This window comes from Streptomyces sp. 4F14 (assembly GCF_048159485.1).
Classification (GTDB): Bacteria; Actinomycetota; Actinomycetes; order Streptomycetales; family Streptomycetaceae; genus Streptomyces.
The window spans coordinates 163881-187810 of sequence record NZ_JBLRVY010000024.1; the positions used below are offsets into that span (position 1 = coordinate 163881).

19 protein-coding genes and 1 pseudogene are annotated in these 23930 nt (G+C 71.9%); 11 read left to right on the forward strand and 9 right to left on the reverse strand.

All coding sequences use genetic code 11. From position 1 onward, the window contains the following. Positions 1-43 precede the first annotated feature (43 nt). Both ACLZOT_RS34470 and ACLZOT_RS34475 read right to left on the reverse strand, forming a co-directional pair. Positions 44-1642 (reverse strand): FAD-dependent oxidoreductase, encoded by a 1599-nt coding sequence (locus ACLZOT_RS34470; protein ID WP_416973086.1) that lies wholly within the window; start codon positions 1640-1642, stop codon positions 44-46. Further along, positions 1639-2688 (reverse strand): LacI family DNA-binding transcriptional regulator, encoded by a 1050-nt coding sequence (locus tag ACLZOT_RS34475; protein ID WP_416973087.1) that lies wholly within the window; start codon positions 2686-2688, stop codon positions 1639-1641. Before ACLZOT_RS34475 ends, ACLZOT_RS34470 begins: the two co-directional genes overlap by 4 nt. Positions 2689-2850: 162 nt before the next feature. On the opposite strand from ACLZOT_RS34475, the gene ACLZOT_RS34480 reads away from it, so the two are divergent. From ACLZOT_RS34480 to ACLZOT_RS34490, 3 genes are read left to right on the forward strand one after another with little or no spacing between them, the layout of a single operon-like run. Continuing rightward, positions 2851-5151 carry a hypothetical protein gene (locus ACLZOT_RS34480; RefSeq protein WP_416973088.1) on the forward strand — a complete coding sequence of 767 codons (2301 nt, stop codon included), beginning with the start codon at positions 2851-2853 and terminating at the stop codon, positions 5149-5151. Positions 5152-5168: 17 nt separating this feature from the next. Then, positions 5169-6770: a glycoside hydrolase family 13 protein gene (locus ACLZOT_RS34485; protein ID WP_416973089.1), complete on the forward strand. Its 1602-nt coding sequence runs from the start codon at positions 5169-5171 to the stop codon at positions 6768-6770. A 26-nt stretch (positions 6771-6796) separates the two neighbouring features. After that, a complete protein-coding gene (locus tag ACLZOT_RS34490; protein WP_416973090.1) occupies positions 6797-7864 on the forward strand; it encodes a LacI family DNA-binding transcriptional regulator in 1068 nt (355 codons plus the stop codon). Here the strand turns inward: ACLZOT_RS34490 and ACLZOT_RS34495 are convergent. From ACLZOT_RS34495 to ACLZOT_RS34510, 4 genes are read right to left on the reverse strand one after another with little or no spacing between them, the layout of a single operon-like run. Then, entirely contained in the window at positions 7827-9176 is a 1350-nt protein-coding gene (locus ACLZOT_RS34495; RefSeq protein WP_416973091.1) for a glycoside hydrolase family 32 protein, read from the reverse strand. The genes ACLZOT_RS34490 and ACLZOT_RS34495 overlap by 38 nt on opposite strands. Further along, positions 9173-10009: a carbohydrate ABC transporter permease gene (locus ACLZOT_RS34500; protein ID WP_416973092.1), complete on the reverse strand. Its 837-nt coding sequence runs from the start codon at positions 10007-10009 to the stop codon at positions 9173-9175. Before ACLZOT_RS34500 ends, ACLZOT_RS34495 begins: the two co-directional genes overlap by 4 nt. 14 nt (positions 10010-10023) lie before the next feature. Continuing rightward, positions 10024-10962, reverse strand: coding sequence for a carbohydrate ABC transporter permease (locus ACLZOT_RS34505; RefSeq protein ID WP_416973093.1), 939 nt, complete (start codon positions 10960-10962; stop codon positions 10024-10026). Continuing rightward, positions 10959-12368: an extracellular solute-binding protein gene (locus tag ACLZOT_RS34510; protein ID WP_416973094.1), complete on the reverse strand. Its 1410-nt coding sequence runs from the start codon at positions 12366-12368 to the stop codon at positions 10959-10961. Before ACLZOT_RS34510 ends, ACLZOT_RS34505 begins: the two co-directional genes overlap by 4 nt. Positions 12369-12543: 175 nt before the next feature. Here ACLZOT_RS34510 and ACLZOT_RS34515 point away from each other — a divergent pair, with 175 nt between their 5' ends. Together ACLZOT_RS34515 and ACLZOT_RS34520 are read left to right on the forward strand one after the other, a co-directional pair. Continuing rightward, complete coding sequence (locus ACLZOT_RS34515) at positions 12544-14064, forward strand: glycoside hydrolase family 32 protein (protein ID WP_416973095.1); 1521 nt, start codon at positions 12544-12546, stop codon at positions 14062-14064. Positions 14065-14095: 31 nt separating this feature from the next. Next, positions 14096-14734 (forward strand): annotated as a pseudogene (locus tag ACLZOT_RS34520) (DeoR/GlpR family DNA-binding transcription regulator); the annotation flags it as partial. On the opposite strand, the gene ACLZOT_RS34525 reads toward ACLZOT_RS34520, so the two are convergent. Further along, the gene (locus tag ACLZOT_RS34525; protein WP_416973106.1) at positions 14647-15618 is read right to left on the reverse strand and encodes an MFS transporter; all 972 of its coding nucleotides are present in this window, start codon (positions 15616-15618) and stop codon (positions 14647-14649) included. The pseudogene ACLZOT_RS34520 and the gene ACLZOT_RS34525 sit on opposite strands and share 88 nt — an antisense overlap. A 198-nt stretch (positions 15619-15816) precedes the next feature. Here ACLZOT_RS34525 and ACLZOT_RS34530 point away from each other — a divergent pair, with 198 nt between their 5' ends. Beyond that, entirely contained in the window at positions 15817-17028 is a 1212-nt protein-coding gene (locus tag ACLZOT_RS34530; RefSeq protein ID WP_416973096.1) for an FAD-dependent monooxygenase, read from the forward strand. An 80-nt stretch (positions 17029-17108) separates the two neighbouring features. Next, positions 17109-17768, forward strand: a complete 660-nt coding sequence (locus tag ACLZOT_RS34535; protein WP_416973097.1) for an MSMEG_1061 family FMN-dependent PPOX-type flavoprotein — start codon at positions 17109-17111, stop codon at positions 17766-17768. Here the strand turns inward: ACLZOT_RS34535 and ACLZOT_RS34540 are convergent. Further along, positions 17759-19354 carry a TIGR03086 family metal-binding protein gene (locus ACLZOT_RS34540; RefSeq protein ID WP_416973098.1) on the reverse strand — a complete coding sequence of 532 codons (1596 nt, stop codon included), beginning with the start codon at positions 19352-19354 and terminating at the stop codon, positions 17759-17761. The genes ACLZOT_RS34535 and ACLZOT_RS34540 overlap by 10 nt on opposite strands. A 220-nt stretch (positions 19355-19574) precedes the next feature. Here ACLZOT_RS34540 and ACLZOT_RS34545 point away from each other — a divergent pair, with 220 nt between their 5' ends. From ACLZOT_RS34545 to ACLZOT_RS34555, 3 genes are all read left to right on the forward strand, one after another. Continuing rightward, positions 19575-20297: a dienelactone hydrolase family protein gene (locus ACLZOT_RS34545; protein WP_416973099.1), complete on the forward strand. Its 723-nt coding sequence runs from the start codon at positions 19575-19577 to the stop codon at positions 20295-20297. A 155-nt stretch (positions 20298-20452) separates the two neighbouring features. Continuing rightward, on the forward strand, positions 20453-21235 hold the full coding sequence (locus tag ACLZOT_RS34550) for an oxidoreductase (protein WP_416973100.1): 783 nt from the start codon (positions 20453-20455) through the stop codon (positions 21233-21235). Positions 21236-21314: 79 nt separating this feature from the next. Then, entirely contained in the window at positions 21315-21743 is a 429-nt protein-coding gene (locus ACLZOT_RS34555; RefSeq protein ID WP_416973101.1) for a MarR family winged helix-turn-helix transcriptional regulator, read from the forward strand. A 26-nt stretch (positions 21744-21769) separates the two neighbouring features. On the opposite strand, the gene ACLZOT_RS34560 is transcribed toward ACLZOT_RS34555, so the two are convergent. Then, positions 21770-22771 (reverse strand): alpha/beta hydrolase, encoded by a 1002-nt coding sequence (locus ACLZOT_RS34560; protein ID WP_416973102.1) that lies wholly within the window; start codon positions 22769-22771, stop codon positions 21770-21772. Positions 22772-23218: 447 nt separating this feature from the next. Here ACLZOT_RS34560 and ACLZOT_RS34565 point away from each other — a divergent pair, with 447 nt between their 5' ends. After that, positions 23219-23800 carry a TetR/AcrR family transcriptional regulator gene (locus ACLZOT_RS34565; protein WP_416973103.1) on the forward strand — a complete coding sequence of 194 codons (582 nt, stop codon included), beginning with the start codon at positions 23219-23221 and terminating at the stop codon, positions 23798-23800. Positions 23801-23930: the final 130 nt, after the last annotated feature.

The following is a 23930-nucleotide window of genomic DNA, read 5'->3' on the forward strand; positions in this document are numbered from 1 at the left end:
AGCGTCTTTCGTGTTCTCGGCGCGTGCCGCGCCTGGGAGTTGGCTAGTAACCGGCGATCTCGGGCCAGTGGAGTTCGACCCCGGCCTCGGTCAACCGGCCCTGGAGGCGCTCGACGAGCCGCTCGTCCGCCGCCACCTGCTGGGGGCTCAGGCCGAGGTCGAGGCAGTACGCCACGAGCTCCCCGGCCGACTCACCGACGTTCCACTCGACCGGGTGCAGCCGGTAGGCGCCGTTGGTGATGTGGGTGGTGCCGATGTTCTTCGCGGCCGGCACCAGGTTGCGGGTGGCCACGGGTACGAGCGCCCCGAGCGGTATCTCGAACGGCGCGCACTCGACGTCGATGTAGTTGTCGCCGCCGGTCGAGGGATGCAGGTCGATCCGGTACATCCCGACCCCGACCGACCCCTCGAACCGCGCGGGCCCGGCGTCCCCCCGCACCTTGACGGAGATGTCCTGCTCCCGCACGGTCGTCAGCGCCCGGATCCGCCGCGACTCGCGGATGTACGGCGCCTGCGCGAACCCGTCGGCCGTACCGACCAGGTCCCCGCGCAGCCTGAGCCCCGGCCAGCCCCGCCCGCCGTCCGGCCGGGGCGCCTCGGTCTGGAGCCAGTACACGTACGCCCGTGACTGGGCCTTCGCGGCGTCGAGGTGCTGCTGCCGGTCGCCGGTGTCGATGATCGAGCCGCCCACGTAGTCGAGCTGCGGCCAGTTCGCCAGCACGATGTCGCTGTCGTAGAACCCGGCGGCGAAGTTCTGCCGGGCGGCGATCCGCCGGAACTGCCACAGGTCCCGGTCCCCGGCGTCGTACCGGGGATCTCCGGTGACGTCGTCCGCCGGGTTGACGTTCATCGTGCGCTCCTCCGGCACCAGAGTGCGCGGGTTCGGCGCGGTGAACGACAGCATCGGGGCGCCCCAGAAGGGGAGTTCGAGGGAGCGCCAGTGGTCGTAGTCGGCCGGACGCTCGATGGTGTGGTCCCCGGCGACGTGGTCGAAGACGAAGCACCAGGCGATCGACTGCACGTTCCCGGGATCGGCGGCCTCGGGCGCGCTCGGCTCCCCGGTCTCCGTACGGGCCTCGGCCCCGACGACGTACGCGGTCCCCGTCAGCGGCAGCAGATCGCCGGTCTCGGTGCCGTCGAGGACGTACTCGGCGGCGATCACGGTCTGCGCGCCGGTGCGCGGGTCGGCGACGGTGACGCTGCGGACCACGTCGTCACGGACCTCGGCGGCGACCGGTATCGCGGGTTGCAGGACGGTGAGGCGGCCGGTCGAGCGGTACGGCGCGAGGAGCGCGGTGAGGACCGCGTGGGCGACCCGGGGCTCGTGGCACAGCTTGCTGACCCGGCCGCGCCCCGGGTTGAGTTCGCGGTCGGCGCGGGCGGCGGCCGTCAGGGGGTAGTGGTCGCGGTAGTAGCGGCGGATGTCCTCCCGCAGCGCCCGGTAGCGCGCGGTGACCCCGAACCGCTCCACCCAGATGTGCTCGTCGGGCGGCACGGCCTGCGAGGTGAGCTGGCCGCCGAGCCAGTCGTACTCCTCGGTCAGCACCACCCGGCGGCCCCGCTCCAGCAGCGCCAGCGCGGCGGCGACACCGCCGAGCCCGCCGCCGATCACCGCCACCTCGGCCGTGATCCGGCCGCTCATGACGTGGACCCCGGCCGCGCGACGATCGTGTCCCCCGGCTCGACCTCGGCCACCAGCAGCCGCTTCCGCTCCAGCCCGGCCCACTCCTGCGGATCCGTGGAGATGAGGAGCTGGAGCAGGTCGAGCGCCTCGGCCGCCAGCCGCTGCCGGGGCACGTGGAACCCGGCGAGCGTCCGCCCGTCCACCCGATGACCGCGCACCTCACCGAGCGCGGCCACCGAGACCTCCTCCGGTACGGCGACGCCGGCCCCGGACAGGGCGTGCGCGACGTCCTCCGCGAGGAACGCGTCCTCCGCGACGATCAGCGTGGCGTCCGTCGCCCGGGCCAGCCGCGCCAGTTCGCCGATCCGCTCCTCGCCGACCAGCAGGAACGCCAGCCGCCCCTGCGCCGAGGCGGCCTCGACGGCGTCGCGCCGGTCCCGCGCGGTCGGCGTGTCCCGGCCCCGGTGGACGTACAGCGCCTGCTGATGGCCCCCGGCCGCGGCCTGGTCGATGAGCGAGGTCGTCGGCGTCGCGTAGTCGATCGCCACGTACGGCACGGCGGCGGCGGTCTCGTCCCGGCGGCCGATCGCGACGAACGGGAACTGCTCGGCGACCAGCCGCTCCAGCTCCGAGGCCACCATCTGCTGGCCCAGCAGGACACAGCCGTCGGTCAGCCGCAGACGCGTTTTCCGGTGGAAGAGGCTGCGCGTGCCGTTCTCGACCGGCGAGGACGTGAAGAACAGCAGGTCCCAGCCGATCTGCTCGGCGGCCCGCTCGATGCCGTTCAGGAGGGGGCCGTAGAAGTCCATGCTCTCCGGGGAGAGCGCCGCCTCGTAGGTGAAGACGCCGATGATCTGGTTGTCCAGGCCGGCGAGCCTGCGGGCGGCGGGGTCGGCGACGTACGCGAGCTGTTCCATGGCCTGCTTGACCCGCGCCCGGGTGGCCTCGGGGACCCGCACGTTCGAGCCGTCGCGGTCGTTCAGCACCACCGACACGGTGGTCTGACTGACGCCCGCCAGCTCCGCGATCTCGCGTTGCGTGACACGGCGAGGTCTCGACGCCATCGCTCCTCCATCGTGATAATGCCTATCTTCATCTCTGAGCGATGACCGTAGTTCACGCCAGATCCCCTGACAAGTACCCGTTGACAGTACAGTAGCGGGCTGGAAATGTGTCGTTCACGAATCTGAAGATAGGCATTATCAGGCGCCTGACTGGAGCAGCCGATGACCTTCTCCCGATCCCCTCTGAACCGCCGGGCCTTCCTCGGCGCGGCCCTCGCCGCAGGCGTCGTCCTCGTCGCCGAATCCACCCCGGTCACCGCGTACGCGGCGGCGGGGGACGTCACCTTGACCGCCGGCGGCATCAGTTTGCTGGCCAGCCCTGGCGGCAGACTCGCCATCCGCGACGGCTCCGGCGTCACCCGCTCCGCCGGCTCGAAGTTCCAGGTCAAGGACAGTGCGACGGGCATTGCGGTCTCGACCGGCGGCACCCCGACACTGAGCACGCTGCCGGACGGCACCCCGGCGATCCGCATGGACTACACGTTCGACACCGCCGTCACCGTGACCGGGTGGTTCACCGTCAGCACCTCGCACGCGGCGCTGGAATGGCATGTCACCGGCGCGAACACCCTTGTCCCGGACGGGTTCCTGTTCAGCCGCGCGATCCAGGCGCCGACCGCGCCCGACGACTACATCCCCGTCACCGAGTGGGTCCGCGACACCGGCGGCGGCATCCCGTACGAGACCACCCTCGGCGTCGCCCACACCTCCACCTGGGGCACCGCCCTGCACGGCCTGTACCTCCTCGACCGCTCCCGGCAGGCTTGGACCAACAGCACCTGGATCCACGCACCCGGTACGGCCGACCCCGCCGGAGGCTGGACCAGCCGCGCCGACTTCTACTTCTCCGAGACCCGCCCCTCCGCCACCGCCACCATCGGCCGGGGCCGCGAACTCGGCCTGGAACTCACCACGAACCGCGACTTCAACCTCTACGACACCCCCGGCGAACAGATCGCGCTCACCGCCCTCGTCGCCAACGGGGGTGCCGCCAAGACCGTCGAACTGGAGCTGTGGGTACGGGACTTCGACGGCTTGGTGCTCGCCGCCACGACCACGACGGGGGCTGTGGCGGCCGACTCCGCCTGGTCGCACACCTTCACCCTGCCCGCCCCTGCCTCGGGGATCGCCCTCGCCGAGGTCGTGGTGAGATCGGGCGGCGACGAGGCGTTCGCCCGCACCAACCTCGCCGTCCTGTCGCCGTTCACCTACCAGGCCGGCGCGGACAGCATGTTCGGCATCGCCAACTACCCCTGGCTGCAACGCCCGAACGCCGACGCCGTCCTCGACCTGTGGCAGCAGGCCGGGATCAGCCTCGTGCGGATCGCGTACGACGGCGGTCCCGGACTCCCGCCCGCCGCCTTCGACGCGCGCGGCATGCGGCACAACATCGAACTCCAGCCGTCGCTTCAGGTCACTGACGCGGTAGCGGCCGGCTGGGCGGAGGACAACCTGGCCGTCGCCGTCGGGGCGGGCGCCGGGTACTTCGAGGTCGGCAACGAGCTGAACCGGCCCTTCAACACCGGTGACGCAGCGGTGAGTTACCTCGATAAGGCCCTGCGGCCCGTCTTCGACCGGCGCGCGGCCACCGGCGCCACCGTGAAGCTGATGAACAACGGCCTCGCCGGCATGGACGGACCGTGGGTGGAGAACTTCGCCGCCGCGGGCGGCTGGGACCTCATCGACGCCTTCGCCTACCACCCCGGACGCGGCAACTTCACCCCCGACTACATCCCGCCCGGGGACAGTTGGAGCACCGACGGCGCCGGCACGTACTGGAACTTCTACGGCGGACTGCGCCAACTCAAGGCGCTCATGGCCCAGTACGGCGAGAAGGAGATCTGGCTCACCGAGGCGTACGCCCCCACGAAGCCCAACAGCTGGTGGCACGACACCTATCGGCACGCCGCCGAGAACGTCTTCCTGACCCTCGCGCTCGCCAAGGCCGAAGGCGTCACGTGCGTGTGCTGGTACCAGTTCCACGACAGCGTCCTCGGCATGCCGCAGATCGCCGACCCCGACAACGTCGAGTACCACTACGGCCTCATGAACCGCGACCTCAGCCCCAAACCGTCCCTCCTCGCCTACGCGAACGCCGCCCGCACCCTCGACCGGGCCACCTTCCGGGGCAAGCTGACCTTCGCCGACCCCAAGACGTTCGGCCTGTGGTTCGACACCCCCACCGGACCCGCCGTCGTCCTGTGGAACCGCGCCGACGGCTACCTCCTCAACACCACCGGACAGCGCACCGGCTGGCACTTCCCCGCCCCCGAGGTCTGGACCGACCCCTGGCCCACCAAGACCACCCTCGTGGCCGCCGCGCCGGGCGCCGTACGCCAGGTCGACGCGATCGGGCGGAGCCGGCAGATCCCCGTCACGAACGGGAAGGCTTCCCTGACACTGGACGGGGCGCCGAGGATCTACTACGGCCTCGTACCGCGCACGGACAACACACTCGCCTGACGCCTCAAGGAGCTTCTGTGCCCACTCCGCCCTGGTGGCGCGACGCCGTCATCTACCAGGTCTACATCCGCAGCTTCGCCGACGGGAACGGCGACGGGGTCGGCGACATCGCCGGTATCCGGTCGCGGCTGCCGTATCTCAAGTCCCTCGGTGTGGACGCCCTGTGGATCAATCCCTGGTACAAGTCGCCGCAGGCCGACCACGGTTACGACGTCGCCGACTACCGCGAGATCGACCCCCTCTTCGGGACGGTCGACGAGGCTGAGCAACTCATCGAGGAGGCCCATGCGTTGGGGATCCGGATCGTTCCGGACATCGTGCCCAACCATTCCTCCGACCAACATGCCTGGTTCCAGGCGGCGTTGGCGGCAGGGCCCGGCAGTCCCGAACGTGAGCGCTACGTCTTCCGGCCCGGACGCGGCCCCGACGGCTCCCTTCCGCCCAACGACTGGGACTCCCGCTTCGGCGGCCCCGCCTGGACCCGGGCTGCCGACGGGGAGTGGTACCTCCACCTCTTCACGCCCGAGCAGCCCGACCTCAACTGGCAACACCCGGACGTACACGCCGAGTTCGAGGCCGTCCTGCGGTTCTGGTTCGACCGGGGCGTGGACGGGTTCCGCATCGACGTCGCCCACGGACTCGTCAAGGATCCCGAACTCCCGGATCTCGCAGGGGCTTCCGCGCACCCCTTCTGGGACCGCGACGAAGTCCACGACATCTACCGCGCCTGGCGGAAAGTGGCCGACGAATACCCCGGCGACCGCTGTTTCGTCGCCGAGGCATGGACGGACGCGCCCGAGCGCCTCGCCGCCTACGTCCGCCCCGACGTCCTGCACACCGCCTTCAACTTCGACTACCTGATGACCGACTGGGACGCGGCGGACCTGCGCACGGTCATCGACGGCACCCTCACGACCCTCGGCGCGGTCGGCGCCCCCGCCACCTGGGTCCTCTCCAACCACGACGTCATGCGCCACGCCAGCCGCTACGGCCGCAGGGCCGCGCGGAAATGGGTGGCCAACGAGTCGTACGTCCCGGCCGGCCCCGCAGACCTCGCCCTCGGCACCCGGCGCGCACGCGCCGCCGCCCTCCTCACCCTCGCGCTGCCCGGCGGCGCCTACGTCTACCAGGGCGAGGAACTCGGCCTGCCCGAGGTCGAGGACCTTCCCGAGGCCCTCCTCCAGGACCCCGTCTGGGAACGCTCCGGCCACACCGAACGCGGCCGCGACGGCTGCCGCGTCCCGATCCCGTGGTCGGGGACGGAACCGCCCTACGGCTTCAGCACCGAGGGCGGACCCTGGCTGCCCCAGCCCGCCGACTGGGCCCCGCTCACCGCCGACGCCCAGGACGGCGACCCGGCCTCGACGCTGGAGCTGTACCGCACCGCCCTGCGCGTACGCCGTGAGCAACCCGCCCTCGGAGACGGCGAGTTGACCTGGCTGGACGACACCACGCCGGCCGGTGTGCTGGCGTTCCGCCGCGAACCCGGGTTCGTGTGCGTGGTCAACTTGTCCGGTACCCCGTATCCGTTGCCGGAACACACCGGGACCCTGCTGGCCAGCGGGCCGGTCGAGGGCGGAAGGCTGGCGCCGGACCAGGCTGTGTGGCTCGCCGTGTAGGCCCCGTCCGCAGGTAGGGTGACCGGGTGGGGACGGGCAGGGACGGAGTCGAGAAGGCGCGGGTCGGAAGGGCGACCTCGCGGGATGTCGCGCGGCTCGCCGGGGTGTCCCACACAGCCGTGTCGTTCGTCTTCAACGGACGCGCCCAGGGGAACCTGTCCGCCGAGACGCAGGAGAGGATCCGCGAGGCGGCGACCCGGCTCGGTTACCGGCCGAACGCCGTCGCACGGGGCCTGCGCCGTAGTCGTACGGCCGTGATCGGCCTGGTCACGGACGAGATCGCGACCTCCCCGTTCGCCGGCCGGCTGCTGCGCGGCGCCATGGACACCGCGTGGTCAGCCGACCACCTCGTCCTCACCGTCGACTCAGGACAGGACCCGGCGACCGAGGACGCGGCCGTCGCCGAACTCCTCGACCGCCGGGTGGACGGCATCATCTACGCCGCCCTCTCCCTGCGCCGGGCCCGCGTCCCGCAGGGGCTGCACAGCACGTACGCCGTGTTCGCCAACTGCCTTCCCGAGGACGGGTCGTTGCCGGCCGTCATCCCCGCCGAGCGGGCCGGCGGCCGCAGCGCCGCCCGTGTCCTCATCGACGCGGGCCACCGCCGGATCGCCCTCGTCGGCGGCCTCGACGACATCGCCACCGCCGAGCGGCTGCGGGGGTTCCGGGACGCGCTGCGGTCGGTCGGACTGACCGCGGCCAAGGAGTGGATCACACGGACGGGCGGGGAGATCAGCGCCGGGTACGAAGGAGCCCTGCGGCTCCTCGACGGCGTTCCTGCCGACCGGCGGCCCACCGGCATCGTCTGCTACAACGACCGGGTCGCGGCAGGCGTCCTGCACGCCGCCACGCGCCTCGGCCTCGACGTCCCCGCCGACCTGTCCGTCGTCGGCTACGACGACCAGGAGCACATGTCCGCGTTCCTGACCCCGCCGCTCACGACGGTCGCCCTGCCGCACCGCGCGATGGGGGAGACGGCGGTCGGCCTCCTCCTCGACGCGCTCGCCACGGGGACGCCGCCCGCCGCCACGACCCGCCGCCTGGAGTGCCCGGTCGTCACGCGGGGTTCGGTGGGCCCAGCTCCCAGCACCTGACCTCGACGTCCGTCCCTGTGACAGCCAACTCCGCGATGTCGTCGGGGCGTTGATACACACGCTCGGTCGCCGTCGCTCGGTCACCGACGAAGAGTTCGAGCAGGGAGCCGTCGACGAGAACACGGACGGTGAGAGGCTCACCCGGTGCGGCACTCAGCACCAGCGCCCCTCCACCGTCGGGGCGTGGCCACCCCGTCCGGTCCAAGGTCACCGTCCCGCCCGACGGGTCGATCCGTACGGTGAGTTCGGCCCCGGACGCCGCCCGCAGCAGCCTCACGGTCGCCGCCGATCGGGCCGTCACCAGCAGGTCGTACGCGGGCGGCAGTGGGCCGGTGTCCAACAGGGCCCGCGCGCGCAGGAGTTCCAGTTCCGGCGCCGGGGTGACACGCAGCGTGCCGTCCGGGTGCAGGTCCACCACGCGCGGTGCCGTCAGGACTCCGGACCACCCCGCCCGGTTCACCTCCTCGCGCGGGCGTGCCTCCCAGGACCAGCCCCACAGGAGGGTGCGCCCGGTGTCCTGGAGGGCGGCGGGGGCGTAGAAGTCGCGGCCGTGGTCCAAGGGGCCGCCTCCGTGCGCCGAGAACCTCAACTCGCCGTCGTTCTCGACCAGTTGCCCGGCGAGGTACGCCGTGCTCAACGGGTCCCCGTCCCACAGCGCCACGGCCAGCGTCCACCCCCCGCCGCTCTGCCACAGCTGCGGACACTCCCACCCGATCGCCCGCGCCCCGAGGACCCGCGTTGCCACCGGATCCCGCCCGTCCAGCAGCACCCCGGCGAACCGCCAGGCGTAGAGGTCCTCACAGTCGTACACGAGGACCGACGGTGTGCCGTCCCCGTGTCCCGCACCCACCAACGCCCAACGCCGGCCGCCGAACCGGAAGACGAAGGGGTCGCGGAACATCGTCACGTCGAGACCGGGCGGCGGCCCCGCGACGACCGGTTCCGGGAGTTGCTTCCAGGCGAGCAACTCGTCGTCCTCGGCGACGGCGAGGCAGATCGAGCTGAGCCCCTGGTGGGCGTGGTCGATCCCGGAGTACACGGCCGTCGCCACCCCGTCGTCGTCCACGACGCACCCCGACCAGCACCCCGCCTCGTCGGGCCCGCCGGGGACGGGCCGCAGGGCGATGCCGTGGTCGTCCCAGTGGGCCAGGTCGGGGCTGGAGGCGTGGCCCCAGTGGACGTTCGTGTGGACGGGGGCGTCGGGGTTGTGCTGGTAGAAGAGGTGGTAGCGGTCGCCCCAACGTACGGGCCCGTTCGGGTCGTTCATCCAGTTGGCGGGCGGACGGACCCGGAAGCGCGGACGGTGACTCAACGGTTGACTCCAGCGGAGGTGATGCCCTCGCGCAGAGGGCGCTGGCCGACGACGAACACGGCGACGGCGGGAAGCATGGACAGGACGACCCCGGCGAGGACGACGGAGATGGAGCCGGTGCCGAGGTTGCCCTGGAGGGAGACGAGGCCGAGCGGCAGCGTGAGGTTCTCGGAGGACGTCTCCAGGATCAGCGGCCGGAAGAACTCGTTCCAGTGGTAGTTGAAGGCGAGGACGCCGACGATGGCGAGCCCGGGGGCCGCGAGGGGCGCGTACACGGACCGGAAGACCCGCCACGGGCCCGCGCCGTCGATCATCGCGGCCTCGCCGAGGTCCTTCGGCATGCCCAGGAAGTACTGGCGCATCAGGAACGTGCCGAACGCCGTCGGGAACGCCGGGACGATCAGCCCGAGCAGCGTGTCCGTCAGCCCCAGCTCCTTCAGCTCCAGGAACACGGGGACGATCGTGACCTGCAACGGCACCATCATCGTCGCCAGCACCAGCCCGAACAGCGGCTTCTTGAACCGGAATTCGAGGCGCGCGAACGCGTACCCGGCGAGCCCCGCGGTCACCATCTGGCCGGCCGCGATCAGCCCGGTGACCAGCGTCGAGTTCAGCGCGTACAGCCAGACGTCGATCTGGTCGAACACCCCGCGATAGGCGTCGAGCGTCGGGTCGGTCGGGATGATCCTCGGCGGCAGGTCGAAGGACTGCGCGGGGGTGCGCAGCGACGTCGACACCGTCCAGATCACCGGACCGAGCGTCAGCAGCGCGCACACCGCGAGCCCGGCGACCCGCGCCCAGGGCCGCAACCGCGTCAGGGAGGACGTACTCATAGGACTCACCCGGCTCACTGGTAGTGGACGTAACGCCGGCTCAGCCGGAACTGGAGGGCGGTGACCGCCATGATCAGGACGAAGAGCAGGACGCCCACCGCCGACGCCTCGCCGAAGCGGAGCTGCTCGAACGCCGTCTCGTAGATGACCATCACGACCGTGCGCGTCGAGTCGCCGGGCCCGCCGGCCGTGAGGACGTACGGCTGCTCGAAGACCTGGAGGGCGTTGATGATGCCGACCACGGACGCCACCAGCAGCGTCGGCGACAGCAGCGGCAGCGTGATCGCGAGGTGCTTGCGCAGGCCGCCCGCGCCGTCGAGGGCCGCCGCCTCGTGGACCTCCTTCGGGATGGTGTTGAGGCCGCCGACGAACAGCAGGAACGAGAACCCGAACTGCTGCCACACGTACGCGAGGACGACCGCCGCCATCGCCCCGTTCTCCGAGGTCAGCCACGGCACCGAGGGGATGCCGACCGTGCCCAGCAGCCAGTTGACCGGGCCGAAGTCCTGGTTGAACAGGTACTTCATCACCACCGAGATCGACGCGGCGGACAGCACCAGCGGGAAGAAGAACGCCGACCGGAACACCGACCGCAGCCAGACCGGCATCCGGCCGTTCACCGCTATCGCCAGCACCAGCGCGATCAGCAGTTGCAGCGCGACCGCGAGCACCATGAACACGAGCGTGTTCCGGAAGGACACCAGCACCGTCGAATCGGTGAGGATCTCCCGGTAGTTGGCGCCGCCCGCCCACGTCGGGTCGTCGATGACGTCCCACTGGAAGAAGCTCAGCACCACCGACCCGACGATCGGCACGACCGTGAACACGACGATCCCGACGACGGTCGGCGCGAGGAACAGCGCGGCGAGCAGCCGCCCGCCCCGGCGCCGGACGGGCGCCTGCCGGGCCGGCGCCCTCGGCGGACGTACGGGTCTGATCTCGGTGTCCGTCACAGCTCACGCTCCATGGCCTTCTCCAGGTCCCCCTGGAGCCTGCGCAGCGCCGGGCGTACCGCGCCGGGGCTCGCCAGGGCGGTTCCGGTGTGTTTGATCAGCAGTTGCTCGACCTCGTTGACCTGCGGCGGGGCCGGGATCGGGCCGGTCGTGGGGATCTTGTCGAGGGTGTCGTAGAAGACCTGCCAGTGGGTGGGTCCCGTCGTGTGGTAGCGGGCCGCGTTCGCCATCGAACGCCGGGCCGGCGTCGTCTGGTTGGCGGCGAACAGGCGGGTCATGACGTCCTCGCGGGCCGTGTACTTGATGAACTCCCACGCCTCGTCCCGCATCGTCGACGTCCGCAGCAGCGCGTACCCGGCGGCCCCGAACTGGTGGCGCCGGGTACGCCAGCGCGGGAAGTACCGGACGTCGTAGTCGGCGGGTTTCATCCCCGCCAGATGCAGCCCGCCCGCCCAGAAGCCGCCCGCCGGGGTCACCCCGACGCGGCCCGTGGAGAACACGCCGACCAGGTTGCGTCCGTCACCGCCCTCGGGGCGCGTGCACAGGTCCTCCTGGATGAGCCCGGCGAGGTAGTCGTACACCTCCGCGACCCGGTCGGAGTCCGCCTGCGGCGCCGTCCACCGGTAGCCGCCGCCCCGCCCGCGCCGCTCGGCCTCGGGATAGAAGGCGTCCCACAGCCACGCGCCGCCCGGCGCCTTGGACTCGGTGAGGAGGTTGGTGCCGTTCGCGAACAGCCACGGGACGACCCCGCCCCACAGCCGGTTCGTCCAGAAGTACGGGGTGAACTGGTCGCCGTTGCCGCGCTTCATGGCCCGCAGCAGGGCGGTGAAGTCGTCGCGGTCCCAGTCGTCGCCGGGGAGTTGCCCGCCCGCGCGTTCCACGGCCCGGCGGTTGAAGTACATGTCCGCCGCGTTGAACTCGACGGGCAGTTGGTAGAGGCTCCCCTCGTACATCATCGACTCGACGAGCGAGGGGTGGACGTCGGCGAAGTACGGGCGCAGCTCGGCCGCGTCCCGCTTCACCCACGGGTCCAGCGGCACCCCGAGGCGCTGGGCGAAGAGCTGGACGCCCTCGGTGGCGACGTACACGAGGTCCGGGGCGGTGCCCGCCGCGATCTGCGTGAGGATCTTGGAGAAGAAGTCCGACCAGTCGTACGCCTGCACGGCGTTGATACGGATCCTGATATCGGGGTGGACGGACCGGAACCCCTCACGCAGGGCGCGCTGGGTCGCGGGGTCGAAGGCGGAGCCCAGGGTGGCGATGACGAGCGAGCCGTCGTCGCGGCCCGGGATGTCGGCGCCGGTGAGGCGGTCCCAGCTCGCGGCGGTTCCGGCGAGCGCGGCGGCCCCGGCGCCGTACGCGCCGTAGCGCATCAGGCCCCGGCGGGAGAGGAGAGGGTGGGTCATCGACGGACCTAACTCGTGTTAGCCCAACTTGACTCCCCGATGATGGGAACGCGGTGAGGCTCTGTCAAGGGATGTGTACGGGTGGGGAGTCGGCTGTGCGAAGGGTTGACCTTTAACGAGTTAGGGGTAGGGTTCCGGCCATCCTGACGACGGTGTCGGGGAAGGGAGCCGCACCATGCCGAGGTTTTTGTCGAGACGGTCACTGCTGGCGGCGTCGGCCGCGGGAGTTCTGCTGCGGCCGACGCCCGCGGTGGCCGCGTGCGCGGGCAGCTACCGCGCCGAGTACCACTTCACCGTGCCCGACCAGTGGATGAACGACCCCCAACGGCCCCTGTGGATCGACGGCGAGTACCACTACTACTACCTCTACAACCCCGACTACTCGACCGGCGGCACCGCGGCCGGCACCGCCTGGCGCCTGGCCACCAGCACCGACCTCGTCACCTTCACCGACCGGGGCATCGCCGTACCGAAGGACACCACCCCGAACGGCGACGTCTGGTCCGGCTCGGCGGTCCTCGACACGGAGAACACGGCCGGGTTCGGGGCGGGCGCGGTGATCGTCCTCGCCACCATGGCGCCCGACGACGTCACACAGGCGCAGTACCTGTACTACTCGACCGACGGCGGCCGGCATTTCACCAACCACGGGACGGCGCCCGTCCTTTCGAACCCCGGCGTCCGGGACTTCCGTGATCCCAAGGTGATCCGGGACGAGGAGCGCGGGAGGTGGGTGATGCTGCTCGCCGAGAACGACAAGGTGGGCTTCTACCACTCCACCGACCTCAAGGCGTGGGCGTACGTCGGCGGGTTCATCAAGGGCGGGATCGGCGTGCTGGAGTGCCCCGACCTGTTCCGGATCCGCGCCGACGACGGCACCTGGAAATGGGTCCTCGGCGTCAGCGCCAACGCCAAGGGCGCCGGCCTGCCGAGCACGTACGCCTACTGGACGGGCGACTTCGACGGCACGGCCTTCACCGCCGACGCCCCCGACCCGCAGTGGCTGGACCACGGCTGGGACTGGTACGCGGCGGTCACCTTCGACAAACGGGACGCCGCCGGGGTCCTGGACCCGGCGGTGCGGTACGCGATCGGATGGCTGAACCACTGGGACTACGCGAGCACGACACCCACCATGGCGTGCGACGGGTTCAACGGCACCGACTCCATCGTCCGCGAGACACGGCTACGGCGTGACGCGTCGTCGGGGACGTACTACCTGGCGTCCCGGCCGGTGACGGCGCTCGACCGGTACGTGTCCCGCGAGGTGGACCTCGGCGACCTCACCGTCGACGGCTCACGACTGCTCCCCTACACCGGCACCGCCTACGAGCTGACCTGCACCGTCACCTGGGACCAGCTCGACGGCGCCGGGCTCCAGTTGCGGCGCTCGGCGGACGGCGCCCGGCACATCGACGCGGGCGTCTACGGCACCTACGCCTTCGTCAACCGGGGCTACACCGTCAGCCCCTCCGACCGCTGGCAGGAGAGCCGCACGCCCTTCGACCTGTCCACCGGCACGGCCACCCTGCGCATCCTCGTCGACCGCACGTCCGTCGAGATGTTCGTCGGCGACGGGCGGTACACGCACACGACCGAGGCGTTCCCCGACCCCTCCGACACGGGCCTCGCCCTGTTCACGATCGGCGGTCCCGCGGTGTTCCGGAACACCGTGATCAGGGAGTTCCGGGTGTGATCGGCAGCGGTCGGTGGTGTTCAATCGCCCTATGAGCAACGCGGACCGGCACACACTGATCGCGAAGGCCGTCAGGGAGTCGGGGAGCGCCACGGTCCAGGTGCTCGCCGACCTGACCGGCGCCTCCGAGATGACGATCCGGCGCGACCTCGACGTCCTCGCCGCACAGGGCGTCCTGGAGCGGGTCCGGGGCGGCGCCCGCACCCTGCTGCTGCGCGGCGAGGAACCGCCGTTCGCCCTGCGCTCGCACGAGGCGGCCGACGCGAAACGGCGCATCGCGGCCGAGGTGTCGGCGATGGTCGCGGACGGCGAGACCGTCCTCCTGGACAGCGGCACCACCTGCGTGGAGGTCGCGCGGCTCCTGCGCGGCCGCCCGGTCACGGTGATGCCGCTGTCCCTCCAGGCGATCCACCTCCTCGGCGACGCGCCGGGCCGCACGGAGCTCCTCGTCCCCGGCGGGCGCCCCCGCCCCGGCGAGGGCGCCCTCATCGGCCCCCTCACCCTCGCCTCCCTGTCCGCACTGCGCTTCGACACGGCGGTCCTCGGCTGCTGCGGCCTCGGCGCGGCCGAGGGCCTGACCGCCTACGACCTCGACGAGGCGGCGGTGAAGAAGGCGAGCATCGCCTCCGCGAGGCGGGTCGTCGCGGCGGCCGACGCCGGCAAACTCGGCCGCACCGCCCACGCGTACGTCGGCCCCTCCGCGCTCCTGCACACGCTGGTCACCGACAGCGCGGCGCCCGCCGAAGAGGTCGCGGCGCTCGAAGCGGCGGGGACGGTCGTCAGGACCGTGTGAGCGTCGCGCAGGATCGCCGTCGGCCCTGACCGGGCCGCGAGGCGGTCGGCGAACAGGCGGCCGACGGTCATCGCGGCGGCGAAGGTGCCGTACCCGAAGGCCGCCGTCGTCTCCGGGGCGTCCAGGACGGACTTGAGGTGCAGGGCGCTCCAGTCGTTCGCGGCGCCCTCGCACAGCATGATCATCAGGGCCAGGGTGGCGAGCGCCCAGACCCGGGTGGGGGTGGCGCGGGGCGTGGCCGGTGCGGGGGTGGCGTGCGTGTCCGCCCGGCTCGCGGAGGTGGCGTGCGTGGTCTCGGGGGTCGCGGGCAGCAGGGCGCGCGCCGAGGCCAGGGCGACGGCGACACCCGCCGCCGCGACCACGCCGAGCGTCGCCGCCGTCGACAGGCCCACACCGACGGAGAACGTCGCGTGGAAGGCGGCCATCACGGGCCGGCCGTACGCCTTCTCCACGTGGACGGCGTGCGCGTTCATGCCCACGTCCAGGCAGCCGTTGCAGAAACCGAACACCAGCAGGGCGACGGCGAGCGCCCACGGCTCCTCGGCGAGACCCGGCAGGACCAGGCTCGCGCTGCACAGCACCCCGGCCGCCGGAACCACGACGCGTGTCCCGAGCCGGTCGGTGAGCCGGCCCGACATGCCGACGCGTTCCTCGACGGCGGGGATCAGCACCACCCACATACCGATCAGGGTGCCGTTGAGGACGAAGTACACGAAGGTCGCCGCACGGGCGGCACGGAGCGAACGATCCATGCCGACCATCATAAAGAACATAGATTATGTTCTTAAGCTTAAGTTTCGAACATCATATTTGTTCGTAGCGGCGGCGCAACGGCACGCCGACGGCGTCGGACGGATCACGTACGCGGCCCGGCCGCTCGCCCCCCGACGAGGGTGTGATCCACTACAACAGGGGGGCCGACATGATGAATTGACGTGGACGAACTTCGGAGGTGCGGAATGCAAGGTGGCCGGATCGCGGTCGTGGGCGGGAGCATCGCGGGCTGCGCGGCGGCCCTCGCCCTGGGACGGGCGGGAGCCGAGGAGATCACGGTGTACGAACGCGCGTCGGGCCGCATGGCCGAACGCGGGGTCGGCGTGGCCGTGCACAACGACCGCTACGCCGAACTGGAGGCCGCCGGCTACATCGACGCCTCCGTCCCGTGGGCGCGGATCGTCCACAACCGTTTCTACGTCCGCGACGACACGGCGGCCCACGACCCGCGCGGCCGCGAGGTCGCCGTCATGCCCTTCCCCTTCCGCACCTACAACTGGGGCTCCCTCTGGCAGGACCTGCGCCGCCGCGCGCCCGCGACGGTGGACTTCCGCACCGGCACGGCGATCGAGACGGTCGAGGTCACCCCGGAGGGCGCCGCCGTGCACACGGCCGGACGCACCGAGCACCACGACGTGCTGATCGGCGCCGACGGCTACCGCTCGACGGTCCGCGCGGCCCTGTACGCCGACATCCGCCCCGAGTACGCCGGCTACCTCGCCTGGCGCGGCGCCTACCCGGTGAGCCGGCTGCCCGACGCTGACCTGTTCCCCGAGGACGAGGGGGCGTACGTCCTCTTCGAGGGCGGCCACCTCGTCGTCTACCGCATCCCGGACGAGACCGGCGGACACCGCGTCAACTGGGTCCTCTACGCGACCCCGCCCCCCGGCCTCGACCAGGGCATGCACACCCCCACCAGCGTCCCCCCGGGCACGGCGGGCGACGCACTGCGCGACCGTCTCGCCCACATCTGCGCCGAGTCGCTGCCCCCCTTCTGGGCCGGCCTGGTCCAGGAGACCACCCCCGCCGAACTGCTCCTCCAGCCCATCTACGACTTCACCGCACCCCACTACGCCGTGGACCGCGCCCTCCTCGTCGGCGACGCCGCCACCGTCGCCCGCCCCCACACCGGCGCGGGCGCCGTCAAGGCCCTCCAGGACATCACCCTCCTGGAGACGTCCCTGACCTCGGCCACCACCTGGTCCGAGGGCCTGGCCGCGTACGACGCTGGCCGCGCCCCCGTCGGGCAGGCCATGGTCGGCCTGGGGCGCCGGCTCGGACAGGCGCTCGTCACCGGGACGCCGAACTGGCGGACCTTCGACCAGACGGCGCTGGAGACCTGGTGGAAGGAGGCGACCGGCGCGGGAGGGTTCGGGGGACGGCAGTTGAAGCGGTAACCCTTCCCGGCGAAGACCGACCGCCGGGACCTTTCCCGGCGGAGATCGGGTGTCGGCCCGGCCCGGTTAGGGTCGTAGGCATGACCACGTCTCTCACCGGCACAGCCTTCGACTCCCTGCTCCTCGACGCCGTCCGCGACCACGAGACGCTGCGGCAGGTCTACGAGGACCCGGGGGAGCGGGCCAGACGCAAGGAGATGACCGAACTCACCGAACAGACCCGGCGGTTGATCGCCTGCGCGTCCCTCGTGATGATCGCCAGCGCGGACGCCGACGGCAACTGCGACGTCTCCCCGCGCGGAGGGCCCGCCGGGTTCGTCTCCGTCCTGGACGACCGGACGCTCGTGATACCCGACGCGACCGGCAACAAGCGCCTCGACACCCTCCAGAACGTCATCGCCACCGGCCGGGCCGGGCTCCTGTTCGTCGTCCCCGGACGCACCACGACCCTCCGGGTCAACGGCCGCGCCTGCGTCTCCACCCGCCCCGACCTCCTCGCCGCACTCACCGCCGTCGGCAAGCCCCCCGCCAGCGCCCTGGTCATCGGCATCGAGAGCGTCTACCCCCACTGCCCCAAAGCCCTCCTGCGCAGCTCGGCCTGGCAGCCGGACGGCTGGCTCCCGCCCGACGCCCAGCCCACCTCGGCCGAGGTCACCCTCGCCCAGCTCCGCGACCCCGACCTGACGATCGCCGACATCCGGCAGGCGGAGGCCGACTCCCTGAAGTACCGCTACGAGTGACACCCCGCCGGCCCCGGCGAACGGCCCAGGAACGCCGCCACCTGGTCGAGAGCCGGGGCGTGCGCGGGAGCGGTCCGCTCCGGGCCGAGTGAGCCGCCCGGGGTGCGGGGCAGACCGCCGTACAGCTCCCGCACCACCGGCAGGGCGGCGCGCGCGATGTCGGGCGTCAGGTCGCGGTCGTGGCCGAGGGCGGTCGCGAGGTCCCAGCCGTGCACCAGGAGCTCGACGAGAAGCTGCTCGACCACCCGGCGCCCGGGCGCCGGACCGAAGGAACGCTCCAGCATGCCGGGCCGCCGGAAGGCGGCACGGGCCGAGGCGGCGGCGCTCGCGAAGGCGGCGGCATGGTCGTCACCGAGGTGGTCCCCGGTGTGGCCGCCCACCGGGGGAGCGCCCTCGGCGAGGCCGCCCCAGACGATGTTCTCCCACACCAGATGGTCGAGCAGATCCCGTACGGTCCACCGCGCGCACGGCGTGGGCAGGGCGAACCGGTCCGGCCGCGTCGCGCGCACGAGGGCGCCGACCGCGTCCTGGACGCGCACGAAAGCCGCCAGCACCCCGCCGGGCCAGGGGTCGCCGGCGTCGGCGTAGAGGACTTCGAGCCGGGCCTCGCGCGCGCCGGGCCCGGGGTTGGCGAGCAGGGCGGTAACGAGCCACCGGCCCTCCTCGGCGATCCCGGCGGGCACCGGACGGCCACCGAGGACGCACAGCAGCTGCCAGAAGCGCTCCACGGCGGGCTCGGCGGCGGCGCTGAGCTGCTCGCACAGCACCTTGCGGGCCCCGGCCCCGTCGGCCGTCACGGCACGGTCGGGGTTGGCGCGGCTGGGCAGCCAGGCGGCGACGACGCCGGCGACGACCGGATCGGCGGCCGGGGAGTCCGCCGCGATCCCGGCCCGCATCGCCTCACGGACCCGCGCGGTCCAGCTGCCGGTGAGCGCGCGCATCTCCGCCTCCGCCCCGGGATCCCGTACACCCCGCCCCGCACGGGCGGCGTACTCACCCAGGCGCCGCACGGCGGCCCGCAGCTCCTCACCGGCGACCAGCTCGCCCAACTCCAGCCACGCGTCGACCTGTTCGTCGGTGGGATCCTCCGGGAGACCGGAGCCCGCCGCGAGCAGCCCCTCGCGGAAGTCGGGCACGTCCAGGTCCCCGAGGGCGTCGGAGAGGAAGCCGTGGACCAGCGCGCGGCGTTCCCCGGGAGACATACGGGCGGTACGGGTCATCAGAGCGAGTCCTTCGTGAGTGGTACGGCGGGTGACGGCGCGCAGGACGGCCTGGTGCGTCCGCAGCCGGCGGATCTGCGCCTCCAGCGCCTCGGCATGGGCCGTGGCCACCTCCAGGAGCCCGCCCTCGCGATCCAGCGCGGCCCGGATCTCACCGAGCCCCATCCCCAGGTCCCGCAGGGTGCGGGCCCACTGGAGCCGGGCCACACCGGCGGTGTCGTACTGGCGGTAGCCACCGGCACTGCGGCGGACCGGTGCCACGATCCCCACGTCGGACCAGTGCCGGACCACCTTCACCGGCAGCCCCGTCCGCCGGGCCACGGCCCCGATGCTCCACGTGGGCCCCGCCGCGTCGTCCCTGTGCATGTCCTCCACCCTCGACTCTCCCTCCGTAGGAGAGTCAAGCAGCCCCGGAAAACCCGTTGGTGGAGCGCGCGGACCCTGCTAGCTTTCCGGTGGCCGTGCGAGAGAACGAGGGGGTGGTACCCGTGAACGCTGTATCGACATGGGTGCTCCCCTCCGGGGTCACGGTCGGGCGATAGAGCGCCCGGGAGCGCCGATCTGTGCACTCCCGAAAGGCATCACCATGCACTTCGTCTCCGAGCAGCGCCTCGACGACGGTGTCCTCGAACGTGACTTCACCCTCGGCGAGATCCCCGGCACCCTGTGGACCCCCGACTCCACCGCGCCGCTCCCGCTGATCCTCATGGCCCACAACAACGGCATGGCCCGCAAGGAACCCCGGCTGGTGGCGCGGGCCCGCTACACGGCGGCGCGCGGTTACGCGGTGGCCTCCGTCGACGCCGCCGGCTGCGGGGACCGCCCCCGTACCGACGCCGCCGAACAGGCCCGCGCCGAGCTGCGCCGGGCGCTGCGGGCGGGGGAGCCGGCCGACGAGATCTTCGAGTCCCTCGTCGGCCCCCTGGTCGAGGAGGCGGCTCCGGACTGGCGGGCCACCCTGGACGCCCTCCTCACCGTCCCCGGCATCGGAGGCCCGGTCGGCTACTCGGGGTGGGCCGCCCTCGGCATCCGCCTCGCGGCTACCGACCCGCGTGTGCGGGCCGCCGGTCTCTTCGCCGGGGGTTATGTCCCGCACGCCCAGCGCGAACAGGCCCCGAAGGTCACCGTTCCCCTGCTGCTCCTGCTCCAGTGGGACGACGAGGGCAACCCCCGCCAACGTGCCCTGGACCTGTTCGACGCCTTCGGCAGCGAGCAGAAGACCCTCCACGCCAACCTGGGCGGCCACACCGGCACTCCGTGGTTCGAGCTGGAGGACGGGGACCGCTTCTTCGGCCGCCATCTGAAGTAACCCTCGGGCGGCGGGCCCTTCCCGGAAGGCCCGCCGCCCGGACTCCAGGTCTTTATGGTCATGATGGTTATGGTTATAGTCATTCAAGGCGTAACGATAAAGAGGGTGCATCCCTCGACGCCTCACCATGCCGTCCTCAAGAACGGGAGCCCCCCATGAACCTCGGCCTCACCGGCAAGACCGCCGTCGTCACCGGAGCCGGCAAGGGCATCGGCCTCGCCGCCGTCCGCACCCTCGTCGACGAAGGCGTACGCGTCGTCGGCGCCGCCCGCACCATCACCCCCGACCTCAAGGAGACCGGCGCCCGCACCGTCTCCGCCGACCTCGGCACCGCCGAAGGCGTCACCGCCCTCATCGACACCGCCCTCGCCGACCTCGGCGGCATCGACCTGCTGGTCAACAACGTCGGCGGCGGCGACGCGGCCACCCCCGGCTTCCTCGACGCCACCGACGCCGAGTGGACCGACCTGCTCGGCATCAACCTCTTCAGCACCGTACGGACCACCCGCGCCGCCCTCCCCAGCCTCATCGAACGCCGGGGAGCGATCGTCAACGTCTCCTCGATCCTGGGCCGGATGCCGCTCGCCGGGATCCCCGCCGCCTACAGCACGGCCAAGGGAGCGGTCACCACCCTCGGCAAGGCGCTCTCCGAGGAGTTCGGCCCCCGGGGCGTCCGCGTGAACACCGTCTCGCCCGGCCTGGTCCGCACCACCGTCTACACCGACCCCGACGGCCCGATCGCCGCACTGGCCGCCGCGTCGGGCCAGAGCGTCGACGACTTCGTCCAGCAGCTCGCCCGGGCCCAGAACGTCACGACCGGCCGGATGTCCGAGGCGCACGAAGTGGCCGCCCTCATCGCGTTCCTCCTCTCCGACGCGGCCGGCAACATCACCGGCGCCGACTACGTCATCGACGGCGGCACGGTCAAGACCAGCTGAACCCCCGGGGCGGCCCGAGCCCTCGAAAGGTTATGGCGTTAACTATCATGACTTTAAGCTGCTTGGTAGCCTGGAGCCCATGACGAGGACGAACGCCCAGGCCGCGGCGCGCTGGTGGGAACTGTCCACGCTCGTGCACGAGCTGGACACCCAGAACAATGCCCGCCTGCGCGAGCGGCTGACCCGGATCGGCCTCACCGTCGCGCAGGCGTCGGCGCTGCGCGCCCTGACCGCCCCGACGACCCTCAGCGAACTGGCCACGCGGATGAACTGCGAACCCTCCAACGCGGTCGTCGTGATCGACCGGCTCGAAAAGGAGAACCTGGTCGAGCGCCGCCCCCACCCCACCGACCGCCGCGCCAAACAGCTCAGCCTGACGCCCGCGGGCGTAGAACGACGGGACGGGCTCATGAAACTCCTGCACGACGAGCCGCTCGTGACCGGCCTCACCGAGGAGGAAGAGGCCATGCTCCGGAAACTCATCGAACGAGCCATGACACAGAGCTGACGGCATCACCGGCCGGGGGAGCCCCGTCAGGCGAGGTTCTCGGCGAAGAACGCGTCGATCCTGTCGAAGGGGATGAGGTCCCTGCGGTCGTACAGGTCGACATGGTCGGCGCCGGGCACGATCAGCAGGTCGACGCTGTCGGGGGCCGTCTTCTGGACGTCCTCGGAGTAGTAGCGGGAGTGCGCTTCGGCCCCCGCGACCAGGAGGGCCTTGCGGGGCGCCAGCAGGTCGATGTTCGTCATCAGGCGGAAGGCGAAGAACGACGCCGGGGTCGTCGCGGTCCACGCGGTCGTCGAGTTGACCGACCGGGGGTGGAAGCCGCGCTCGGTCCGGTAGTAGTCGAAGAAGGCGGCGAAGACCGGGTCCGCGCCCTCGGGAAGGGTCTCCGGGAGCACCCGGTCGCTCACGGCCACGTCGCCGTCCGCGTCGAAGGGCACCTCGTGGGAGCCCCGCGCGAAGGTGCCGCTCTCGGCGTCGGCCCAGCGCTGACGGCTCAGGTGATCGACGACCGCGTGGCGCTGCCCGGGCGTGTAGCTGTCGCGGTAGCCGCGGGACATGCTGCGCGACATGTCGTACATGGAGGCCGTGGCGACCGCCTTGACCCTGCTGTCCGCCGCCGCGGCCGTCAGGGCCATGCCGCTCAGTCCGCAGATGGCCTGGAGGCCGATCCGGTCGCGGTCGACGGACTCCTGGAGGCCGAGGAAGTCGACGGCGGCGCTGTAGTCCTCGGTGTGGATGTCGGGGGAGGCGACGTCACGGACGGTGCCGCCGCTCTCGCCGGTGAAGGACGGGTCGAAGGCGAGGGCGACGTAGCCCCGGCGGGCGAATTCGTCGGCGTACAGGCCCGAGGACTGCTCCTTGACCGCGCCGAAGGGGCCGCTGACGGCCAGCGCGGGCAGCTTGCCCGTGGCGTTCTTCGGTACGTAGAGGTCCCCCGCGACCTCGATGCCGTAGCGGTTCGTGAACCGTACGGAGGTCCGCTCGACGTTCTCGCCCAGCGTGAAGGTGTAGCCGTCTGAAGTGGTCATGGCTGCTCTGTGCTCCCAGCGGTGGGGATGGCTTCCGGTCACATGCTCCGCGGGGCCCACGGCACCCGCACGTCCAGGAAACCGCCGGGGCCGCACAGGAAGAAGGTCGGACTTATGGGGGGTACAGGTTCTCCCTCCCGTGCTTGCGGCGCGGGCGGTCCGGTCACGGTACGAGTGAACGCCGTACCGACGAGCCCGCCCTCACCCTGCACACCGCCCACCCGCCTCGGCAGGACCGTCGTCGTCACCGGTGGCGGGGGTACGGCTCGTCGCCGACGAGCTGTGATCGGTCGTGGGGTGCGCGGGAAGTTCCGGTGTGGGCGCCGTCGCGGACTTGTGCACCCGCTATCGTGAAGGCGTAAACGGACAGCCGTCCAGCGAGGGAAAGCGTCGGACCGCTGGCCGGTCGGGTGAGGGGCTTCGGGTGCGGGCCCGGGAGGAGGGGCAGTGGAGTCGAGGACCGGCGGGCCTCAGCGGTCGGATGCGCAGCGCAACCGGGAACGCATCCTGGAAGTGGCGCTGGTCGAACTGTCGCGCTCCGGGGACGTCCCGCTGAGCACGATCGCCAAGAAGGCGGGCGTCGGTCAGGGGACGCTCTACCGCAACTTCCCCAACCGCGAGGCGCTCGTCCTGGAGGCGTACCACCACGAGGTGAGGCAACTCACCGACAGTGCGGCCGAGTTGCTGAAGACGATGGAGCCCGACCGGGCCCTGCGGGTGTGGATGGACCGCCTCGCCCGCTTCATCATCGCCAAGACCGCGCTGGCCGACGCGCTGCGGCAGGCGGCCGGGGTGACGCAAGGGTCGGATTCCCCCGGGTACTCGCTGGTGTTCGGGTCGATCGAGTTCCTGCTCGACGCCAACCATGAGGCCGGGACCATCCGTCCCGACGTGGCCGCCGGCGATTTCCTGCGCGCCATCGCCGGCATCTGGCAGATCGACATCGAGGGCGACTGGCACACCCAGGTCACCCTGCTGCTGGACATCGTCATGGACGGGCTGCGCGCGGGGGCACCGGGGCGGGGCTGAGCGCGGAGTCGGGTGAGGCGGCGGGGGGGGGGCGGCGGGGCGGGGCCCCCCCCCCCCCGGGGGGCGGGGGGGGGGGCCCCCCCCGCCCCCCCCCGGGGGTGCGGGGGGTCCCGAGCCCCCCCCCCGCCCC